The organism is Variovorax sp. Root434, assembly GCF_001426595.1.
Lineage (GTDB): Bacteria > Pseudomonadota > Gammaproteobacteria > Burkholderiales > Burkholderiaceae_C > Variovorax.
The window spans coordinates 33,331-52,109 of the sequence record NZ_LMEK01000016.1 but is presented as its reverse complement, the minus strand read 5'-3'; the positions used below and the strand labels follow the sequence as shown (position 1 = coordinate 52,109).

The 18,779-nt window shown below is 65.6% G+C and carries 18 protein-coding genes and 1 pseudogene; 18 read left to right on the top strand and 1 reads right to left on the bottom strand.

The genetic code is table 11. From position 1 onward, the window contains the following. Positions 1–7: 7 nt before the first annotated feature. The 17 genes and pseudogenes from ASD05_RS17205 to ASD05_RS30135 form a co-directional block, all read left to right on the top strand. Positions 8–847, top strand: coding sequence for a branched-chain amino acid ABC transporter permease (locus tag ASD05_RS17205; protein ID WP_056594979.1), 840 nt, complete (start codon positions 8–10; stop codon positions 845–847). After that, on the top strand, positions 838–2,607 hold the full coding sequence (locus ASD05_RS17200; protein WP_056594973.1) for an ABC transporter permease subunit: 1,770 nt from the start codon (positions 838–840) through the stop codon (positions 2,605–2,607). Before ASD05_RS17205 ends, ASD05_RS17200 begins: the two co-directional genes overlap by 10 nt. Beyond that, positions 2,597–3,304, top strand: a complete 708-nt coding sequence (locus ASD05_RS17195; RefSeq protein ID WP_082572123.1) for an ABC transporter ATP-binding protein — start codon at positions 2,597–2,599, stop codon at positions 3,302–3,304. Before ASD05_RS17200 ends, ASD05_RS17195 begins: the two co-directional genes overlap by 11 nt. Further along, a complete protein-coding gene (locus ASD05_RS17190) occupies positions 3,294–3,908 on the top strand; it encodes a cupin domain-containing protein (protein WP_056594932.1) in 615 nt (204 codons plus the stop codon). Before ASD05_RS17195 ends, ASD05_RS17190 begins: the two co-directional genes overlap by 11 nt. Further along, a complete protein-coding gene (eno, locus tag ASD05_RS17185) occupies positions 3,905–5,197 on the top strand; it encodes a phosphopyruvate hydratase (protein WP_056594930.1) in 1,293 nt (430 codons plus the stop codon). The genes ASD05_RS17190 and eno overlap by 4 nt, the downstream gene beginning before the upstream one ends. Before the next feature lie 39 nt (positions 5,198–5,236). Beyond that, positions 5,237–5,782: an NADPH-dependent FMN reductase gene (locus tag ASD05_RS17180; RefSeq protein WP_056594928.1), complete on the top strand. Its 546-nt coding sequence runs from the start codon at positions 5,237–5,239 to the stop codon at positions 5,780–5,782. Positions 5,783–5,803: 21 nt separating this feature from the next. Continuing rightward, entirely contained in the window at positions 5,804–6,814 is a 1,011-nt protein-coding gene (locus ASD05_RS17175) for a VOC family protein (protein WP_056594926.1), read from the top strand. A gap of 24 nt (positions 6,815–6,838) precedes the next feature. Further along, on the top strand, positions 6,839–7,366 hold the full coding sequence (locus tag ASD05_RS17170; RefSeq protein WP_056594924.1) for a carboxymuconolactone decarboxylase family protein: 528 nt from the start codon (positions 6,839–6,841) through the stop codon (positions 7,364–7,366). Positions 7,367–7,390: 24 nt separating this feature from the next. Next, positions 7,391–8,611 (top strand): amino acid ABC transporter substrate-binding protein, encoded by a 1,221-nt coding sequence (locus ASD05_RS17165; protein WP_082572121.1) that lies wholly within the window; start codon positions 7,391–7,393, stop codon positions 8,609–8,611. Between the two features lie 45 nt (positions 8,612–8,656). Continuing rightward, entirely contained in the window at positions 8,657–9,766 is a 1,110-nt protein-coding gene (locus ASD05_RS17160) for an alcohol dehydrogenase catalytic domain-containing protein (protein WP_056594922.1), read from the top strand. 102 nt (positions 9,767–9,868) lie between these two features. Further along, the gene (locus ASD05_RS17155) at positions 9,869–10,921 is read left to right on the top strand and encodes a LacI family DNA-binding transcriptional regulator (protein WP_056594920.1); all 1,053 of its coding nucleotides are present in this window, start codon (positions 9,869–9,871) and stop codon (positions 10,919–10,921) included. A 106-nt stretch (positions 10,922–11,027) separates the two neighbouring features. Continuing rightward, entirely contained in the window at positions 11,028–11,918 is an 891-nt protein-coding gene (locus tag ASD05_RS17150) for a C-terminal binding protein (protein ID WP_235508009.1), read from the top strand. A gap of 17 nt (positions 11,919–11,935) precedes the next feature. Next, a complete protein-coding gene (locus ASD05_RS17145; RefSeq protein WP_235508008.1) occupies positions 11,936–12,967 on the top strand; it encodes a phosphotransferase family protein in 1,032 nt (343 codons plus the stop codon). 616 nt (positions 12,968–13,583) lie between these two features. Continuing rightward, positions 13,584–14,633 carry a Bug family tripartite tricarboxylate transporter substrate binding protein gene (locus tag ASD05_RS17140; RefSeq protein WP_082572119.1) on the top strand — a complete coding sequence of 350 codons (1,050 nt, stop codon included), beginning with the start codon at positions 13,584–13,586 and terminating at the stop codon, positions 14,631–14,633. A 10-nt stretch (positions 14,634–14,643) separates the two neighbouring features. Further along, positions 14,644–15,030, top strand: coding sequence for a chorismate mutase family protein (locus tag ASD05_RS17135; protein ID WP_082572117.1), 387 nt, complete (start codon positions 14,644–14,646; stop codon positions 15,028–15,030). Between the two features lie 130 nt (positions 15,031–15,160). After that, a complete protein-coding gene (locus tag ASD05_RS17130; protein WP_157610147.1) occupies positions 15,161–15,781 on the top strand; it encodes a hypothetical protein in 621 nt (206 codons plus the stop codon). A 62-nt stretch (positions 15,782–15,843) separates the two neighbouring features. Then, a pseudogene (locus ASD05_RS30135) lies at positions 15,844–16,003 on the top strand (IS5/IS1182 family transposase); the annotation flags it as partial. A 746-nt stretch (positions 16,004–16,749) separates the two neighbouring features. Here the strand turns inward: ASD05_RS30135 and ASD05_RS29530 are convergent. After that, on the bottom strand, positions 16,750–17,094 hold the full coding sequence (locus ASD05_RS29530; protein WP_082572115.1) for an H-NS family nucleoid-associated regulatory protein: 345 nt from the start codon (positions 17,092–17,094) through the stop codon (positions 16,750–16,752). 1,042 nt (positions 17,095–18,136) lie between these two features. Here ASD05_RS29530 and ASD05_RS17125 point away from each other — a divergent pair. Beyond that, positions 18,137–18,496, top strand: coding sequence for a DUF2958 domain-containing protein (locus ASD05_RS17125; RefSeq protein WP_414930051.1), 360 nt, complete (start codon positions 18,137–18,139; stop codon positions 18,494–18,496). Positions 18,497–18,779 lie beyond the last annotated feature (283 nt).

Genomic DNA, 18,779 nt, shown 5'->3' with positions numbered 1-18,779 from the left:
GAGCTTCATGCTGCTGGCCCAATCGGCCCTCGGCGGACTGCTGCTCGGCGGGATCTATGGCCTGCTGGCCATGGGGCTGAGCCTGAGCTGGGGCCTGCTCAGGTTCGTCAACCTGAGTCACTTCGCACTGGCCTTCCTCGGGGCCTATCTGACCTATCAGCTGGGCACGCAGTTCGCGATGCCGCCCTGGGCCGCGCTGTTGCTGATCGCACCAGCCTTCTTCGTTCTCGGGTTGGCGCTGCATGCGGTGTTCGTGCACTTCAAGGTGACCGAGTTCTCGTCGATGCTGGTGACCTTCGGCGTGACAGTGTTGATCGAGTCCCTGATCCAGTGGGTCTGGTCGGCGGACTTCCGCAAGTTCGACACACCCTACGCGCAGTCGTCGTTCCAGCTGGGTCCGATCTTCGTGCCCGTGCTGGAGCTGTCGGCCTTCCTGTGCGCGGCACTGCTGGCGGCGACGGCCTGGCTCTGCCTGCATCGCACACTGCTAGGGCGGGCGTTGCGTGCCGCGGCGCAAGACGGGCCGATTGCAGCGGCATTCGGGATCAATGCCAGGCGCCTGTCCTACGGGCTCGCGGGCCTGTGTTCCGCTTCGGCCGGTCTGGCGGGTGTCTTCATCGCGCTGACTTCCACCCTCGCGCCATCGCAGATCGAAGCGTGGATCGGGGTCGTCTTCGCGGTCGTGATCATCGGCGGCCTGGCCAACGCACCGGGCGCATTGGCCGCCGGCATGCTGGTAGGCATCTCGGAGTCGCTGACCATGGCGCTCGTCAACCCGGCGTGGGCACCACTGGTGGCCTTCTCCATCCTGATTGCACTGCTGCTGTGGAGGCCGAGATGGCTGTGAACTCGACGCCCGCCAGGCTGGCGATCACCGCCGTCATCGCTGTGCTTTTCGCGCTGCCCTACGCCGGTGCGCCCGACTTCTATCTGTCGTACCTGTACGTCGTCTTCTTCTGGGTCGCGCTGGCGACGAGCTGGGGCGTGCTGAGCGGCTATTCCGGCTACTGGAGCTTCGGACATGCTGCCTTTTTCGGCGCCGGGGTCTACACCGCCGCCAGCCTGACGACCAAGGCGGGGCTTCCCTTTCTGCTGACGATCCCGCTTGCGGCCGCTGTGGCAGCAGCGCTGGCCGGCCTCATCGGGTTGGTGGTCTTTCGAATCAAGTCCTTGCGCGGCGAGTTCTTCGCGCTGCTGACGCTCTCGGTCACCTACGTGTTGGCGGCCATCGTGTCGAACACGCCGATCGACGGCGGCGGCGGGGTCAACATGGGCCAGGTATCGCTGCCGACCTTCGGCACCTCGGTGTCGGGCGCGATCTACCTGCTGGGGCTGCTGCTCGCGCTCGGGGCTCTGGCGGTCTCGCGCCGGGTGCTGTGCTCCAGGCTCGGCGCGGGCCTGCTCGCCATTCATGACGATGAGGACGTCGCCGAAGTCAAGGGCGTACCCACGCTGCGCTACAAGCTCGCGGCCTTCGCGATCTCTGCTGCCATCGCGGGCGCGGCCGGTGCGATACAGGCCGGCTACGTTGGCTACATCACCGTGGGAGACACCTTTTCGATCACGGTGCCGCTCTACGTGGTGCTGATGAGCATCCTCGGCGGTGCGCGCCACTGGGCAGGGCCCGCGGTGGGGGCGACGCTCATCACCGTGGCGCTTGGCCTTTTCGTCGGCGGCAACCATGCCGAGCTCGGCCGTGCCGGTGTGGCCCTCTCGTTGATCGTCGTCATCCTGATCCTGCCGCAGGGCATCATGCCCCGGCTGCTCGCACGTTTGCGCAAGGTGCGGGTCCAGCCCAAGGCCGCTAGGCCGGGTGCGCTGACGCTCGCCGCCGCGCGCCCGGCAGCCGCGGCAATGCCTGCTTCTGCCGGGGACAGCGTGCTGCTCGAATGCCGCGGCGTGACGAAGCGCTTCGGCGGCCTCCAGGCACTGGGGGGCGTCGACCTGCAGGTCCGGCGCGGCGAGATCCTCGCGCTGGTCGGCCCCAACGGCTCGGGCAAGTCGACGCTGATCAACATGATCAGCGGGCACTTTCCGCTGTCGTCCGGCAGCATCGTGCTCGACGGCCAGAACATTTCTTCGCTCGAGCCGCACGAGGTGGCCCGGAAGGGCATCGCCCGCACTTACCAGATCCCGCGACTGTTCGAGCAGCTGAGCGTGTTCGAGAACGTCCGCCTCTGCGCCATCTTCGGGAGCGAGCGTGGCGCGGGCCAGGACGATCCGGATGCGCTTGCGCGCCACTGGCTGGCGTTCACCGGCCTCGCCGACAAGGCGCACGAGCTGCCGGGGGCGCTGAACCTCCACGAGCGGAAGTTCGTCGAGTTCGCCCGCGCCCTGGCCGCGCGTCCCAAGCTGCTGCTGCTCGACGAAGTGCTGTGCGGCCTGACGCCCTCGGAGGTCGACCAGGCGGTCGGCCTCATCCGGAAGATCCGCGCCGGCGGCACGACCATCGTCTTCGTCGAGCACGTGATGCGCGCGGTGGTCGCGCTGGCCGACCGCGTCGCGGTGCTCGACCAGGGTCGGCTGCTCGCGCTCGGCGCGCCGCAGGAGACCATGCAGATGCCCGAAGTCGTCGATGTCTATCTGGGAGTCGCACATGCTGCTTGAAGTCCGCCAAGCCAATGTCTGCTACGGCGATGCACCGGCGCTGTGGGATGCCACGCTCGAAATCGATGCCGGGCAGATCGTCGCGGTGGTCGGTCCCAATGGTGCCGGCAAGAGCACGCTGATCAATGCCATCGCCGGCATCCTGCGGCCGAGCGCAGGGCAGATCCTGCTCGACGGCGTGGACGTCGGCGCGCTCGCAGGGCACCGGGTCTGCGACCACGGCCTCGCCATCGTGCCGGAGGGGCGGCGGCTGTTCACCCAGATGTCGGTGCAGGACAACCTGGAGCTGGGCGCCTATCGCGCCGGTGCCCGTTCGGCGACCCGCGAGACGATGGACGAAGTGTTCTCGCTGCTGCCGGTGCTCAAGGAGCGCCGCACCCAGCTTGCCGGCTCGATGTCCGGGGGGCAGCAGCAAATGGTGGCCATCGGCCGCGCATTGATGGCGCGGCCACGGCTGCTGCTGATGGACGAGCCCTCGCTGGGCTTGTCGCCGCTCATCGTGTCGGACATGTTCAACATCATCCGGCGCATCAACGAGCGCGGCGTGGCCGTGATGCTGGTCGAGCAGAACGTGCACCAGGCCCTGGGCATCGCGCACCACGCCTACGTCATCGAGCATGGCCGCATCGTCACTTCGGGCAAGCCTGGCGCGCTGCTCGCCGACCCGCAGATCAAGGAGGCCTATCTTGGCGTCTGACCACATTCCCTCGGCCGGTGTTCCCGTCGACGTCCACCGCATCGTGACCGGCCATGGCAACGAGGGCGAGAGCCGCATCGCCATGGACTCGACGCCGCCGAGAACAGACGTCTTCAGTCACGTTCCCGGCATGGTTTCGCGCCTGATCTGGGCGACCGGGCCGGTGCCGGCGCTGCCTTTCGAAGGCATCGACCCCACGCCCGCGATGGCGAGCTTCGTGCCGGGCCCGGGAGAGACGCGATTCATCGTGGTGACATTCCCGCCGGACGCAGTCTTCGCCGCACCGGGCTTCGACCCGCAAGCGGCAGCGCGCGAAAACCTGGCCGTGAGCCCAGGCCTCGCCGAATGCTTCGAGCCGGACGGCATGCACACCACCTCCACGGTCGACTACGCGATCGTGCTGGATGGCGAGATCTGGCTGGAACTCGACGACGGCGCCTCGACGCTGCTGCGCCGGCACGAGGTCGTCGTCCAGAACGGAACCAGGCATGCATGGAGGAACAGGAGCACGCAGCCCGCGACGCTCGCCTTCGTGCTGATCGGCGCACTGCGAACGGGCGACCGATCAATCACCACAGCAATGGCAAACAGGGAAAACGCATGAGCGACAACAGAATTGAATCGATACGCGGTCGTCGCGTCTGGGACTCCCGCGGCCGCCCGACGGTCGAGGCCGAGGTCCGGCTGCGCAGCGGCGTGCATGGCCGCGCCATTGCACCCGCAGGGGCGTCCACGGGCACGGGCGAGGCGCTCGACATGCGCGATGGCGGCGAGCGCTTCGCGGGCATGGACGTCGGCCGGGCCTGCGCCGCGGTCAACCACGACATTTCGACCGCACTGGCAGGATGGGACATTGCCGACCAGCAAGCGCTCGACGACCGACTGGTCGCGCTGGACGGCACGCCTGACCGCAGCCGGCTCGGCGGCAACGCATTGGTCGCAACCTCCATGGCGCTGCTGCATGCGCGCGCTGCCGCCAGCGGACAGCCTCTGTGGCGTGAACTCGCAGGCGATCGCCAGGTGCGCATGCCGCTGCCCGAGATCCAGATCTTCGGGGGCGGAGCGCATGCGGCGCGGCGGGTCGATGTGCAGGACTTCATGATCATGTGCCCGGCCGCGAACTCCTTCGCACAGGCGCTGGAGTGGACTGCCGAAATCTACCTCGCGGCGGGTGCCTTGCTGAAGAAGGCGGGGACGTTGCAAGGCGTGGCCGACGAGGGCGGGTACTGGCCGGCGTTTTCCTCCAACGAGCAGGCGCTGGACACGCTGATGCAGGCCATCCTCGACGCCGGGCTGCGACCCGGGGAAGAGGTCGGCATCTCGCTGGACATCGCGGCCTCCGAGTTCGGCCGCAACGGCCGTTACGAACTCGCACTCGAGGGCCGGGCCCTCGATACGAACGGCATGATCGAGATGCTCGGCGGCTGGCTGAAGCGCTACCCGATCCTCTCCATCGAGGACCCGCTGGCCGAAGACGACCCGCAAGGATTCCTGCATTTTTGCCAGGCGCACGGCGCGCGCTGCCAGGTCATCGGCGACGACTTTCTCGTCACCAACGCGGGCCGGGTACGCGCCGCGTCTGCCGCCGGCAGCGTCAATGCGGTGCTCGTCAAACCCAACCAGGCCGGCACCGTGAGCGAGGCCCATGCCGCGCTCGAGGCCGGCAAGGCGGCCGCCTTCGGCACCATCGTTTCGGCCCGCTCGGGCGAGACCGAAGACATCACGATCGCCCACCTGGCCGTGGGCTGGGACGCGGGACAGCTGAAGGTGGGCTCGTTCTCGCGCTCCGAGCGGATGGCCAAGTGGAACGAGGTTCTCCGCATCGAGGAATCGATGGGCAGCGAAGCCCGCTTCTGGGGCTGGGATGCGCTCCCGTTCCGGCGCGCGCGCTGACATCCCGCGCCGCCGTTTTCAACACACAAGGAACACGACATGAAGAAAGTCCGACTGGCCGGCATCTCCGGCAGCCTTCGCAGCGGCTCCCACAACACGGCCATCCTGCAGACGCTGCAGGAGCGCCTTGCGGACGGCGTGGAGCTCTCGCTGTTTTCGCTGGCGGACCTGCCGCTTTACAACTCCGACCTCGAGCTGGTCGAGCTTCCGCCGGCGGTGGCTGCGTTCAGGCGGGCACTGCAGGAGGCGGACGGCCTCGTCCTGTGCTCGCCGGAATACAACGGCGGTACTTCCGGCGTCCTGAAGAACGCACTGGACTGGGCTTCACGCCCGGCGAATGCATCGCCGCTCAAGGGCAAGCATGTGCTGATCATCAGCAGTTCCCCGGCGTTCACGGGCGGCGCGCGCGCGCATGCGCATCTGCGCGACACCCTTGCGAGTATGTTGTCGCGCGTGGTGGTCCATCCGCCGGTGGTGGTCGCCGGCGTTCACGAGAAGGTCAAGGAAGGCCGCTTCGTGGACGAGCCGAACATCCAGTTCGCACTTGGCGCCGTCGCCGCGCTGGTCGCGGAACTCCGCCCCTAGTCACCCAACCCGGAGCTACCCATGCTGCCCACCGTCAACCTTCGCCCTCCGTTCAACATCACGCGCGCAAGCCACGTGGTGCTTCATGCTGCCGACCTGGCGAGAAGCCGCGACTTCTACGTGAAGATCGTCGGCCTCGTCGTCACCGAGGAAACCGCAACCGAATGCTATTTGCGCGGCCTGTCGGAGGCCTGCCACCACAGCCTGGTGCTGGTGCAGGCTGACGGCGAGGCGACGTGCAGGCGCATCGGCTTTCGCGTGCAGTTCGAGGAAGATCTCGACGCCGCCTTCGAATGGTTCAAGGCCCAGGGCCTGCCCGCCGAATGGGTGGAGGTGGCGCACCAGGGGCGCACCTTGCAAGTGTCCGATCCGATTGGCACCAGGCTCGAGTTGTGCGCGCAGATGAAGACCTGCGAGCGCCTGTACCTGAAGCCCGAGCTGTTCACCGGCGCCCATGCGCAGAGGCTGGACCACTTTCAGACTTTTGCACCCGACTGCCACGCGGCCTGCGCCTTCTACAGCCAGCTGGGCTTTCGCAACTCGGAGTACCTGGCCAACGGCGACAAGCTGCTTGGCGCCTTCATGTACCGCAAGGGCACGTGCCTGGATCTCGCCATCGTCGAGAACGCCGGACCGAAGCTGCACCACTTCGCCTACATCGTTCCCGAGTCGCATCACATCTTCACCGCCTGCGACCTGGCGGGGAATTTCGGCTACGCGGAGTCGATCGACCGCGGCCCGGGGCGCCACGGCCCCGGCGGCATGCTGTACGTCTACCTGCGCGATCCGGACGGGCACCGGGTGGAGCTCTGCGACGGCCACTACCAGACCATCGACGTCGAGATCGAACCGGTGCGCTGGGACGCGGCCTCGCTGAGCACCAACGTGCGATGGGGCCTGCCGGCAACCGAGCGCTGGTACTCGGAGGCGACGGCCTTCGAGGCCACGCCGACCATCGCGCCGGAGCACATGCCCAGGCCGCAGACCCTCGAGACCTACATCCAGCAAATGGCCGCCCGCAAGGCCGCCTGAACCCAAGACAGAAAGAGACGCACCATGGCACGAGTCAAATATCTCCAGCGGGCCGACAGCCCCAACCAAGCCATCTTCGATCGGCTCGAGCGCGAGCGGAAGTTGCCCACCGCCAACATCTTTCTCGCACTGACGCAGACCCCCGAACTGCTCGGCGGCTTTCTCACCTACGCCAATGCGCTGCGCAGTTCACCGTTGAGTCCGCGCCTGCGCGAACTGGCCATCCTGACTGTCGGTCATCTCACGAAGTCACGCTACGAGATCGCCCATCACCAGTCGCACGGGCTGAAGGCGGGCCTGACGCAGGCGCAGCTCGATGCCGTGCCACAGTTCGAGAGTTCGGCGCTCTACGACGCGCAGGAGCGTGCCGTCATGGCCTTCGCGAAGCAATCGACATTGCAGGTGGAGGTCGCTCCACAGACCTGGCGCGACGTGGCGGCCTTCCTGAGCCAGCCCGAGTTGATCGCGCTCGTGCTGGTGGTCGCTTGGTACAACTCCGGCGTGCGGATCATGGCCGGTCTCGATATCGAGCTCGAAGAAGGCTACCACTGAGGTGGCGGACAAAAGGAGACAAGCATGAACGCAACCGAACTCGACATGTCGCGCCGCAGCATGGTCCTCGCCGCGGGCGGGCTGATGCTGACGGCAGCAGTGCCCGGCCGCGCGCAGGGGTTGTCAGGGGCACCGATCCGCGTCGGCGGCACGCTGTCGCTGACCGGTCCCCTTGCTTCGGTCGGCGCGATCCACAAGCTGGCCGGCGAGGTCTTCGTCGATGGCATCAACAAGCGTGGCGGCCTGCTGGGGCGCAAGCTGGAGTGGGTGCTGCTGGATGACCAGTCGCAGCCGGCCAATGCCCGCACGCTGTACGAGCGGCTCGTCACCGCCGAGAAGGTCGACCTGCTGATGGGCCCCTACGGCACGAGCGCGATCATCTCGGCCATGGGCGTTGCCCAGCGCTTCGGCAAGCTGTTCATCCAGAGCAGCCTGGGGGACCCCCGGCTCGCGCCCTACGAGCTCCAATATCCCGCGCTGCCGCTGGGACCGCAGCCGCGCATCGCTGCGACCGAGGTGGTGCTCGACGCCTATGCGAGCCAGCCGTCGCCACCCAGGACCATCGCCTTCGTCACGAGCAAGTTCCCCTCGGCGCTCGATCTCGCCAAGGGCGGGCAAGAAGTGGCAGAGAAGCGCGGCCTGAAGAAGTTGCTGTCGCTCGAGTACGAGTTCGGCACGCGCGACTTCGGCGGCATCGCCGCGCGCATCAAGGATGCGAACCCCGACCTGCTCTGGTCGGGCGCCATCGGCATGGAAGCGGTGCAGATGATCGACGCGATGAAACGTATCGGCTACCTGCCCGGGCGGCACTTTCACCTGTTCCCCGCGCCCGGGCCGACTGCTGCCCATCCGAATGCGAACGGCCTCACCAGCCTGACCTGGTTCGAGGACCAGGAGCCCTTCACGCGCAATGCCGGCGCGGCCGAGTTCGTGGCGTCCTATACGCAGCTGGCCAAGGAGGCTGGCCTGCCGTATCCGGTGGCGGAGTCCCAGGCGGCGTCCGAATTCGCCGCGTGGCAGATCCTGGAGGCGGCAGTCAAAGGCGTCGGCCGAATCGACGACAAGGCGATGGCGGCTTGGCTCAAGGCCAACCAGGTGCAGACCGTCCTGGGCCCGCGCACCTTCGACGGCAAGTTCAACAGCGGCGTGGCGGACACCAAGCTCAAGCAGGTCCAGGGCGGCAAGTGGGTCACTGTCTGGCCCGCGAAGTTCCGGCCGCCGGCCGCTACTTTCCTGGCTTCCTGAAGCCCTCTCCCAACGCCAAGAAATCATCAGAAAAAAGGACTTCACATGAGCAAGACAATGACCGCGGCACGGCTGCACGAACTCGGCAAGCCGATGACGCTCGACACCATCGCGGTACCGAAGCCGCGACCGAATGACGTGCTGGTGCGCGTCAAGGCCTGTGGCATCGTGCCGAACATGGCCAACGTCATCAACAACTGGCCGAGCTGGTTTCCGCACCAGCCGCTGCCGAAGTTTCCGGCGATCTTCGGGCTGGACCCGGCCGGCGTGATCGAGGAGGTCGGAGAGGCGGTCATCCATGCGAAACCCGGCGACCGCGTCTACGTAAGCCCGTTGCGTTCTTGCGGGTCGTGCAAGGCCTGTCGCGCAGGGCAGCGCAGCCAGTGCCGCTACTACACGTTGAACGGCTACTTCAGCACCAGCACGGACGGACAGCGCATCTTCGACCTGTATCCCTACGGCGGCTTCAGCGAGTACATGACCGCGCCCGAGTACGCGCTGGTCCACATCCCCGACAACCTGAGTTTCGAGCGGGCAGGGCGCTTCGGCTACCTGGGAACCTCGTACGGCGCGCTGAAGAACGCGGACGCGGGCCCCGGCCAGGTGGCGCTCATCGACGGCATCACGGGAACGCTCGGCGTGGCGGCGACCGTGCTCGGCCTGGCGATGGGCCTGTCGCGCATCCTCGGCACCGGGCGCGACGTCGAACTTCTGAAGCGCGTGAAGGCGCTGGCGCCGGACCGCATCGAAGTCATCGAGCTGGGCGAACGCTCGAGCGGCGCGTGGGCGCGGGAAATGACGGGTGGCGAGGGCGCGGATTTCGCGATCAGCGCACTGGGCGCCAAAGCGCCCGTGGCCACGATGCTCGACTCGATGAAGGGCGTGCGCCGCGGTGGCAAGGTCGTCAACGTGGGCGGGGTGGCCGACGACCTGCCGATCGACGTCAAGTGGCTGATGGACGAACAGATCCAGCTCATCGGCTCCAACTGGTTCACCACGGCGCAGGGGCAGGAGATGGCGGACATGGTCGCCACCGGAACCATTGACCTGTCCTATCTGGAGAACCGCGTCTTTCCGCTCGCGTCTGTCAACGAGGCGATCTCGGGCCTGAAAGATCGCAGCGGCGGTTTCTCCAACTACGTCGTGGTTCCTTGAGCGCTCCATGCCCGAAGCCTGCTCTCACCGCGTGACCGGTACGACCGCACTCGAGCTCTGCCTGGACTGCTATCGTTCGCGCATTGTTTGAAAGGGCTGAGCATGGTAACGATCAAGGACATTGCGGCGCGGTTGGAGGTCTCTGCCTCAACGGTAGGCCGGGCGTTGGCGGACGACTCGAGGATCAGCAGCGCGATGAAGCTGAAGGTCCAGGAAGTGGCGAACGAGATCGGCTACGTCGCGAACCGCGCCGCACGCATGATGCGCGGCGTCTCGAGCAACCTGGTGGGCCTGATCGTTCCGGACATCCGCAACAACTTCTACTCGACTATTGCGCATGCGCTGTCCCAGTGCCTGGAACAGGACGGCTTCCAGCTGGCGCTGTCGGAGACCGCCGACGACCGCGCGGTCGAACTGCGCCATGTGCGCGAGTTGATCAGCGCCAACGTGGCGGGAATGATCCTGGTGCCGAGTCCGAAGCCGCTGCCGGAGACTGCGCGCCTTCTCAAGTCGATGCCCCACATCCAGTTACTGCGCGAGCAGACGAGTCTTGGCGGGCAGTGGTTCGGGTTGGACGACACCAAGACACTGGCGTTGGCCGTCGAGCACTTGCTGCAACTGGGGCATCGGCGCATCGCCTACATCGGCCCGTCGGAAGACTTGTCCACCGGCGCCTCCCGCCTCAAGGGTTACCGCGATGGTCTGACGGCAGCCAAGCGGTGGGACGCGCAACTCGAGATGTGCGGCTCTCCCTCCGATGCCGAGTTCGGCCGCGATGCACTGCGCCGACTGCTGGCGCTGCCGAAGCCGCCCACCGGCCTGGTGCTGGGCGGCGTGCAGCACACCCACAGCGTGGTCGACGAGTGCATTGCGCTCGGAATCCGGGTGCCCGACGAACTCTCGATCGTCGGCTACGGCGACGAAGCCGGCTTCCGCTGGTGGGGTGCGGGGCTCACGACCATCAGCCTGCCGGTGTCCGAGCTGGCCACGTCCTGCGGCCTGTGGTTCATGCATCAGCTGCGGCAGCGGCCCACGGCCATGCCGCGCTATCGATCGGTCTCGTCGCCGACGCTTCTTGTGCGCGGGACCACCCGTGCGCTCACTTCGCCGCCCGCGCCTGCTGCATCCAAGCGTGCGAAGGCGGCACCCTCATGACATTGTTTTCATTGAACTGATCCATCCCATGGTCGATACCGTCCTTCTCACTGATTACGCTTGGCCCGACGACTCCACCGAGAGAGCGATCGTGGAGGCCGCCGGCATGAAGCTGGTCACCGGTCCTGCCGCGCCGGCTGCTTCGGAGGAAATCGAAAGGCTGGTCGCCTTGCACCAGCCGGCCGGCATCATGACCTGCTGGGCAGAGGTATCGGCCAGCGCGATCTCCGCCAGCCCGTCGCTGAAGATCGTGGCGCGGCTCGGCGTGGGGCTCGACAACATAGCGGTGCAGGCCGCCACCGAGCGGGGCGTGTGGGTCACCAACGTGCCGGACTACTGTGTCGAAGAGGTGTCCGACCATGCAGTCGGATTCGTGCTTGCGTGGACGCGCGGCCTGATCCGCCTCGACCGCGAGGTGCGCGAAGGCCGGTGGGACCCTGGCAGCGCGAAGCTCAAGAGGCTGGCCGACCTGCGCTGCGGCATCGTCGGCTTCGGCCGCATCGGCAGGGCGACCGCCCGCAAGCTCGCGGCCTTCGGCTGCGGGGTGGTGGCGCACGACCCATTTCTGAAGGGCGAGTCCGGCGGCGTCGAGTGCGTCGACCTGGAAGAGCTGCTGCGGCAGTGCGACATCGTGATCGTGCACGCTCCGCTGGTACCGGGCACGCATCACCTGATCGGCAGGAAGCGCCTGGCGCTGATGCCCCGGGGCGGAGTGCTGATCAATGTCAGCCGCGGCGGCGTCGTCGACACCCATGCGGTGGCCGAGGCACTCCAGAGCGGCCAACTGTCGGCGGCCGGGCTCGACGTGCTGGAGACGGAGCCCGAGGTGCCGCAGGCGCTGCTGGCCCAAGAAGGCGCGATGCTGACGCCCCACGTGGCCTTCTCGTCCGATGCATCGCTCGTCGAGCTGCGCCGGCGGGCCGCGGAAGAGGTCGTGCGGGTGCTGCAGGGCAAGGCGCCGCTGGAGCCTCGAAATCATCCCGCGCCGCGTGCTTGAGGCAAACAAGCATGATCATGACAACGAACAGCCCGGACACGGCGCTCGATGGTTTCCTGGTCGCGCAAGGCCTGATTTCGCCTGACGAGAAGGCGCAATGGCGGCCGCTCGCGGGCGGCGTTTCATCCGACATCTGGCGGGTGGACATCGACGGGCGCTCGTTGTGCGTCAAGCGCGCGCTGGCCCAGCTGAAGGTCGAGGCTGACTGGAAGGCGCCGCTCTCGCGCAACGCCTACGAGTGGGAATGGATGAGCTTTGCGGCGCAGCACTGTCCCGACAACGTGCCTCGGCCGATCGCGCACGACGAAGTGGCCGGCCTTTTCGCGATGTCATTTCTCGAACCGGATCGCCATCCGGTCTGGAAGGAGCAACTGCTGCACGGTGAGGTCGATCCCGCGACCGCCTTCGCCGTCGGGCAGGTGCTCGGGCGGCTGCATGCCGCGAGCGCTGGGCGGGCGGACGTGGCCGAGGCCTTTGACACGGTAGACAACTTCTACGCCCTTCGGCTCGAGCCCTACCTGGTGGCGGCCGCAAATCACCACCCCGAGCTGGCGCCCGTGCTCCTCGAACTTGTGGCGAAAACGGCCGGCACTCAATATGCGCTGGTCCATGGCGACGTGAGTCCAAAGAACATTCTTGTCGGGCCGAGTGGACCTGTGTTGCTCGACGCGGAGTGCGCCTGGTACGGCGACCCCGCCTTCGATCTCGCGTTCTGCCTGAATCACCTGCTGCTCAAGGGTGTCGTCCGGCGAGATGCGCTTTTGCAGCTCTCCGCGTCATTCGACGCGTTGTTGCAAGGCTATCTCGAGCAGCTGAACTGGGAGTCGGCGGAAAGACTGGAGACGCGCGCGGCGCGCTTGCTGCCGGCGCTCATGCTCGCGCGGGTGGACGGGAAGTCTCCTGTCGAATACATCACCGAGGAGGCTACGCGCGACTTGATCCGAACCTTCGCCTCGCAGTTGCTTCGCGATCCGGTCCCGGCGCTTTCAGAGCTAAGAAACACCTGGAACGAAGCGGTGCGGTCGAATGCACGTGCGCCTTTGCCGTAACCGTAGAAAAATCGAACTCGGTTTGCGTAGAGAGGACGAGACGCGGGCTAATTTTCAGCAGGCGCCAAAACCGTCGCGCAGGGAATCGAAAATGCGAGAACAGTAGTTCGGGCGAAGATGCGTGGTCTGCCCGTCCCCGAAGCAAAAGCTGATCCGAGTCTGTCGAGGGACGAGTTGACCTCGATCGATCTGTTTTTTGGATCCGTTGCGGGTAGTGAGTTTTTGGCATTTGTTTCTAGTTGGCTCCCTGCATTGCAACGAGTTGACCTATTCACACCGGCAGTCGAGCGTTGCAAGGTTAGATAGTGCGCCATGCGCTGATCGAGGCCGCTACGCAGAGTTGATACATCGAGGTCGTCGGCCTACGGCGTTCTGATCGGCTGCCTCCACAGCACGACGCCTCCAATCAACGTGAAGACGCGGCAGCGCACCGCTGACGCGCGACAACGATCTTGCATGACAAGCAAGTGCGACGAGTCGTGGATTCGCCCCGCTCGTGGCCAAGGCGGGTCTTCGCAGCCTCGATGCCCCGCGGAGCTTTTTGCGCACCAGGCAGGAGTTGATTCGGCGCGTTGTGGAAGCAAGACTTGGCTTTCAATTCTCATCAGGTCTTGCCATGTCCCTCTTGTTTTTTCGAACGCGTGCCGCTCGTCTGCTATGTCTTCTCGGGGCGCTCGCCTTTATTGGTGCTGCCTGCGCGCAATCGTCAGGCGCGAATCGCTCCGGCCCCGGCCCGGCGGGTCCCCCCAGCGCCCATTCGGCGGATCTGAATTGGCCGACGCGACCACTGCGGCTTATCGTCGGCTTCGGCGGCGGCTCGTCGCCAGACTTCGTTGCGCGCATCTTGGCCGCGCCCATGGCGAAGGCGCTGGGCCAGGCTGTGATCGTCGAGAACCATTCAGGCGCCAGCGGCAATATTGCGGCGGACATCGTCGCGAAGTCCACCGACAGACACACGATCGGCATCTTGATCAACGGCAATATGACGATCGCCAAGATTCTCAATCCGGCGACCTCTTACGACCCGCAGAAGGACCTGGTGCCGCTGAGCATCATCTGCACGGCACCACTGGTGCTCGCCACGACGTCGGAGGTCTCGAAGGCCGATCCCCGCAGCTTCCTCGAGGCGGCGCGGGTCGCAGGAAGCAAGTGGAGCTATGGCACACCTGGCATCGGCACGATCGGCCACCTCGGCATGGAGCTTTTCAAGACCCGCACAGGCATAGGCGCCGTGCATGTGCCCTACCAGGGAAATCCGCAGGTCATCACGGGTCTGGTCGGAGGGCAGCTGCAACTGGCGCTCCTTCCGCCGGGCCTCGCCCAGGAGCAGGTCAAGGCCGGAAAGCTGCGCGCAATCGGCGTGACCTCCGCGCGCCGCTCCGAACTCGTGCCGGACTACCCGACCCTGCAGGAAGCGGGCCTCAAGGATTTCGAACTCGAGATCTGGACCGCCGCCGCGGCGCCTGCCAGCCTGCCTGCTCCCATCGTGCAGCGCCTGACCCAGGTTCTCTCGGAAGTCATTCGCCTGCCAGAGGTGCGGCAGAAACTCTTCCAACACGGCTACGAGGCCGCTGACATCTCGGGCGAGGCGCTGGTACGCCGGGTGAAGGCCGACACGGCCGCGCTCAACGAGATCATCGCGAGCCAGGGCATCAAGCTCGAATAAGGAGATACCCATGAATTCAGAACAAGGGCACCCGAGCGGGCGCCAGGAAACCGCGGCCGCGGTCCATGACTCAACCCCAGCTGATGATGGCAGCCACGAGGACGCCCAACGGATTCTGAAGTCGCTGCGCGACGAACTCGACGGCTTGGACAGGATTCTGCTAGAGACCGTGAGGCGCAGGCTTGATTGCTGTTGCCGGATTGGGCTGCACAAGCGCGACCATGCGATTCCGATGATGCAGCCCCATCGCATCGGCGTGGTGCAGGAGCGTGCGGCTGCCTTTGCCGCCGAGCACGGCGTGAGCCCGGCGTTCCTGCGTGCCCTCTACGAACTGATCATCACGGAGACATGCCGGCTCGAGGATGAGATCATCGGTGCGCCCTCGACGTCTGCATGAGTCGCTCGTTTTGCGCTCGAGCAAGCGCTGGTTCCGGCTCTGCCGGCGCTCGCGCATGCCGCGATCCCATCAGGTGGCCGTCGAGGCCGACCCACTGTCATCGATCGTGCGGCACTGCCAAGGCGAACACATGCTGATCTTTTCAACGCTGGGCCATGAGGGCAGCAACCATCACTTCGTTCTCCAGCAGTACCTGGACGCGCACGGCATTGCGCAAGCCTGCCGCATCGTGTTGTTCGACAACTTCCACAGCGGCGCGCGCGCGCTGATCGCCGGGGAGGCGGATTACCTGCTTCAGTGCGCCGTGCATCCGGCCGCGGCCGAGATCACGGGCACCTATCGCACGGCCATGGTGGTGGTCGACGCCTTCATTTCACCCAGCCAGCCCATGGCGCTGGTGCGGTCCAGGGGAGGCGGGGAGGGCGCTGGCAAGGTGGGTGTGCAGACTGCAACGCAGAGCTATGCCGACCTTTCCGCCTGGCCGGTCATCGTCCACGAGCCGACGGTGCTTGCTGTCCAGTCCGGTCTGACAGAAGGACGCTACAGCGCGGGCATCGTCTTCACTTCCTTCGCGACGGCGCATGCAGAACGCTTCGAGGTGGTTGAGCCCATCGGCACCGTCTGCGATGCATGGATCGTCTACGGACGCCAGGCGGTCGACGATGGCAGGGCCGTCGTCTGGGACGACAGTCCAGTCGCACGGCAGTTCCGGACGCGGATCGAGCGATCGGCGGAGTCAGGCGGCAGTTGAAGCCGTTGTCCACCGTCGTGCCGCGGCGTAGCTCCGATGCACGTGATGGTTAAGTCGGAAACGTGGACGCCAGGATCATCGCGGCGCCCAGTTCGACCAAGAACGAGAGCGGCGAACGAGAGCCTGAGATGCCCCAGGCGAAGAAGGGGTAACCAGCGGCGCTTCGGGATGAAGGCACACGTCGGTGAGCACGCGGATCCGGGGCTGGTGCAGGACATGGTCAGTGAACTGACCGTCGGCAATCAGGCGATCGCTGCGCGTGTGGCCGCCTTGCCAATGTCGGTGCGTGGTTTCGGCCACGTGAAACTTTCGAACCTGGAATCTACGCGCCCGCGAGGCGGAGTTGCTGCATCGCTTCGCGCCGACGCGATATGCAAGGCCGGAGCCGGTGGCCGGTGCGCCGAGTGCGGGCCAGATCCGCGGCATAGCGATCGTGACGGGCGCGAAAATCTGATGGACCAAGCCGTGTCTGGCAATGCGCCACTGCAGACAGCCTTGTGTGGAAAGAGGCGCTGCGACGCTCGGACGCCGGTACATTTCCCGAGCTCACATGTTGCACGGCCAGTTGCTGGTTCGCTGCGCCGGCAGGTGTCACAAGCAATCTCCGGACAATGCCGCAGGCGCACGGCGGGCAGTAACGAAGGAGCTCAGGGCCGGCGCACCTTCGGTGCAATCGATCTCGAATACTCCGCGGGCGGTACCAGACAGTGAACCACCGGGGCGCATCGCGGGGAACCCCAATGAAGTCTTATTGGCCGTCTTTCACTTCAGATCGGGCTCATTCGCAGCGAGCGCGACGGACAGGATCGCAGTTTTGTCTTGAGCAATTGCCGGCAAGGACCATTTTGGGCAAATTCGCCAGCCAACGTCCCACGTCATCGATCAAGGCGGGGCCGCGGTCACACGCCGGCCAGTCTGAACAGAGCGATGGCAACGGCCAAGGCTGCGTATATCGCCATCGCAAGGCGTTAAACAGCCAGTTCCTCGGCCGTCTTGCCACTCTCAAGTGCAGCCTTGAACCAGGCGGGCCGAGGCCCACGCCCACCCCAGACATTGCCTTGATCGTCCTTGTACTTCGCAGCGGTACTACCTGAGTTGGGCTTCGGCTTGGAAACGGTGGGCTTGGCCCTGCGTCTTTTCGGAGTCTTCACGCCGCCTGTGTCCACCGCCAGGTCCCTGGCAGTGAATCCATAAATCAGGATCGCTTCCTTGATGCGTTCAAGAACACCAGCCGCTTCCTTTTTACGCAACGCATCTGCTTCTTTTTGCAATTGCTGAATCTGCTTTTGTACTTCAAGGTATGTTTTGGCCATTGGGTGAATCGCTTTGCAATTAAAGCGGCGTTTATACACCCATGCCAATGCCGATGAGACTCGGACAACCGCTGGTCCTGCGTGGCAGGTATGCCGCGCTTGGCGGACTCGGAATCAACCGGGACATCGTCAATCGGTCAATCGGTCGTAGCGTGGCGATGTGGTCTCGGAAATCGATACACGTCAAAGCGGCTTAATTCTGATGACCCCGGCGGGCCAGACGATGAGATTCATAGATGGACACCCCGCGCGAGCACTCATCGATGCAAGTTGCAGTGTCTAGCGCATTGCATCTGGGCACCCCCCGGCCCTGCTTCGATTCGCTGGGTCGGTTCTGGCGGCGCTACCGGAGAGCTCTCCTTGTATGGGCAAGCCGCTGTTGCACGCCACCTTGGGCGGTGCGTCCAGATGATTGCTGTCGTGATGCGCGGCTTCCGGCAAAGATAAATTCATTGCGATCGCTTGCGTTCGCGAGCGCATGCGCCGTGGAAGGTGGAATCAGTGCCAGTCGATGCGCGCACTGGAAGACCACGCTGGCAGCCGCGTCAGGACGCCGCCTCAAATTCGACATCAATTCAATGAATAGCGAGTTATTGCATTCAGAGCCTGGGACGGAGAATCCTGAGAACCGTATTTACTCAATCATCGCCTTCCTACCTTGGCCTTATCGCTGGGCAGATCAGTTCGATTGAGGATGCAACACGCGGCCCTCACGGCCGATGTCGAACAGCATCTCGCGAGCGATGGATCTCGCGCAGAGCGGCAACCTGCGCAGTCGGCGACCAGCGCATCGCCGGTGAGGAGCGGTTCCAAGCATCCTCGCCCGCAGAGAGTAAAGGGCGCGGGAAAAGCGGGGCAAAGCGTGGGGCTGGGTGGCTTGCTGCGGCCTGGAGCGTGGCACACCGTTCTCGCCGTCAAGGTCTGCGCGCGCCTCTTTGGCGCGCTGGCGGCCTGCGGCCGTCTTCGAACCCTGACTGCGGCGCTGCGGCGTGCCGGGGGCGGTCTCGGGCAATCCCGCCCGTAACCGTTCAAGGAGAACGACATGGTTGCTTTGAGCTTTCCCTTCATCACCGATGCGCAGTTCGAGCTGCTGCTGGCCAACGGCGTGCAGTCCCGGGCGCAGGCGGATTTCGATCCGATGCCCGTGGTCAAGCTGTTCACGCCCGACGCCGGCGCCACTTGGCTGCTGACCGAGGTCGACCCCGAAGACCACGGCATCGCGTTCGGGCTCTGCCATCTCGGGCAAGGGTTTCCCGAGCTGGGAAGCGTGAGCCTCGCCGAACTGGCCGAGGTGCGCGGCATACTGGGCCTGCCGATCGAACAGGATCCGCACTTCCGGGCCGGCAAGCGCCTGAGCGCCTTCGCGAAAGAGGCGCGCGTGGCAGGGCGCATCCAAGCCTGAGGTCAAGGCCGCCGGCTAGGCCGGCGGCCTTCTTTCTGTTTCGTCCTGTCGCGGGCCTTTCCGACGCTCCTCTCTCGCTGTCTCGCTGCCTGTCTCCGTTGTGCATTGGTCCGACCGTGCGCGCACGCAGGGCGGGCTTCGAGGCTGATGTCGACTCTGACTTCGAACAGTGGCCTCGGCGGCCGAATCGCTCCAGCCTTCGTGGGTGCCCGACCGTTGCGCCGTTTCGAATGTCTTGCGTCTGCGTGACTCGTGCGCGGCGCGCGGTGCGGAACACCGTGTT

What these genes read in the sequence shown, in the direction of transcription:
- ASD05_RS17125 (WP_414930051.1), top strand. Translation starts at nt 18,137, where the DNA reads ATGGTTGCTTTGAGCTTTCCCTTCATCACCGATGCGCAGTTCGAGCTG.
- ASD05_RS17145 (WP_235508008.1), top strand. Translation starts at nt 11,936, where the DNA reads ATGACAACGAACAGCCCGGACACGGCGCTCGATGGTTTCCTGGTCGCG.
- eno (WP_056594930.1), top strand. Translation starts at nt 3,905, where the DNA reads ATGAGCGACAACAGAATTGAATCGATACGCGGTCGTCGCGTCTGGGAC.
- ASD05_RS17160 (WP_056594922.1), top strand. Translation starts at nt 8,657, where the DNA reads ATGAGCAAGACAATGACCGCGGCACGGCTGCACGAACTCGGCAAGCCG.
- ASD05_RS29530 (WP_082572115.1), bottom strand. Translation starts at nt 17,094, where the DNA reads ATGGCCAAAACATACCTTGAAGTACAAAAGCAGATTCAGCAATTGCAA.
- ASD05_RS17155 (WP_056594920.1), top strand. Translation starts at nt 9,869, where the DNA reads ATGGTAACGATCAAGGACATTGCGGCGCGGTTGGAGGTCTCTGCCTCA.
- ASD05_RS17205 (WP_056594979.1), top strand. Translation starts at nt 8, where the DNA reads ATGCTGCTGGCCCAATCGGCCCTCGGCGGACTGCTGCTCGGCGGGATC.
- ASD05_RS17140 (WP_082572119.1), top strand. Translation starts at nt 13,584, where the DNA reads ATGTCCCTCTTGTTTTTTCGAACGCGTGCCGCTCGTCTGCTATGTCTT.
- ASD05_RS17165 (WP_082572121.1), top strand. Translation starts at nt 7,391, where the DNA reads ATGAACGCAACCGAACTCGACATGTCGCGCCGCAGCATGGTCCTCGCC.
- ASD05_RS17195 (WP_082572123.1), top strand. Translation starts at nt 2,597, where the DNA reads ATGCTGCTTGAAGTCCGCCAAGCCAATGTCTGCTACGGCGATGCACCG.
- ASD05_RS17150 (WP_235508009.1), top strand. Translation starts at nt 11,028, where the DNA reads ATGAAGCTGGTCACCGGTCCTGCCGCGCCGGCTGCTTCGGAGGAAATC.
- ASD05_RS17130 (WP_157610147.1), top strand. Translation starts at nt 15,161, where the DNA reads ATGCTGATCTTTTCAACGCTGGGCCATGAGGGCAGCAACCATCACTTC.
- ASD05_RS17170 (WP_056594924.1), top strand. Translation starts at nt 6,839, where the DNA reads ATGGCACGAGTCAAATATCTCCAGCGGGCCGACAGCCCCAACCAAGCC.
- ASD05_RS17175 (WP_056594926.1), top strand. Translation starts at nt 5,804, where the DNA reads ATGCTGCCCACCGTCAACCTTCGCCCTCCGTTCAACATCACGCGCGCA.
- ASD05_RS17135 (WP_082572117.1), top strand. Translation starts at nt 14,644, where the DNA reads ATGAATTCAGAACAAGGGCACCCGAGCGGGCGCCAGGAAACCGCGGCC.
- ASD05_RS17200 (WP_056594973.1), top strand. Translation starts at nt 838, where the DNA reads ATGGCTGTGAACTCGACGCCCGCCAGGCTGGCGATCACCGCCGTCATC.
- ASD05_RS17180 (WP_056594928.1), top strand. Translation starts at nt 5,237, where the DNA reads ATGAAGAAAGTCCGACTGGCCGGCATCTCCGGCAGCCTTCGCAGCGGC.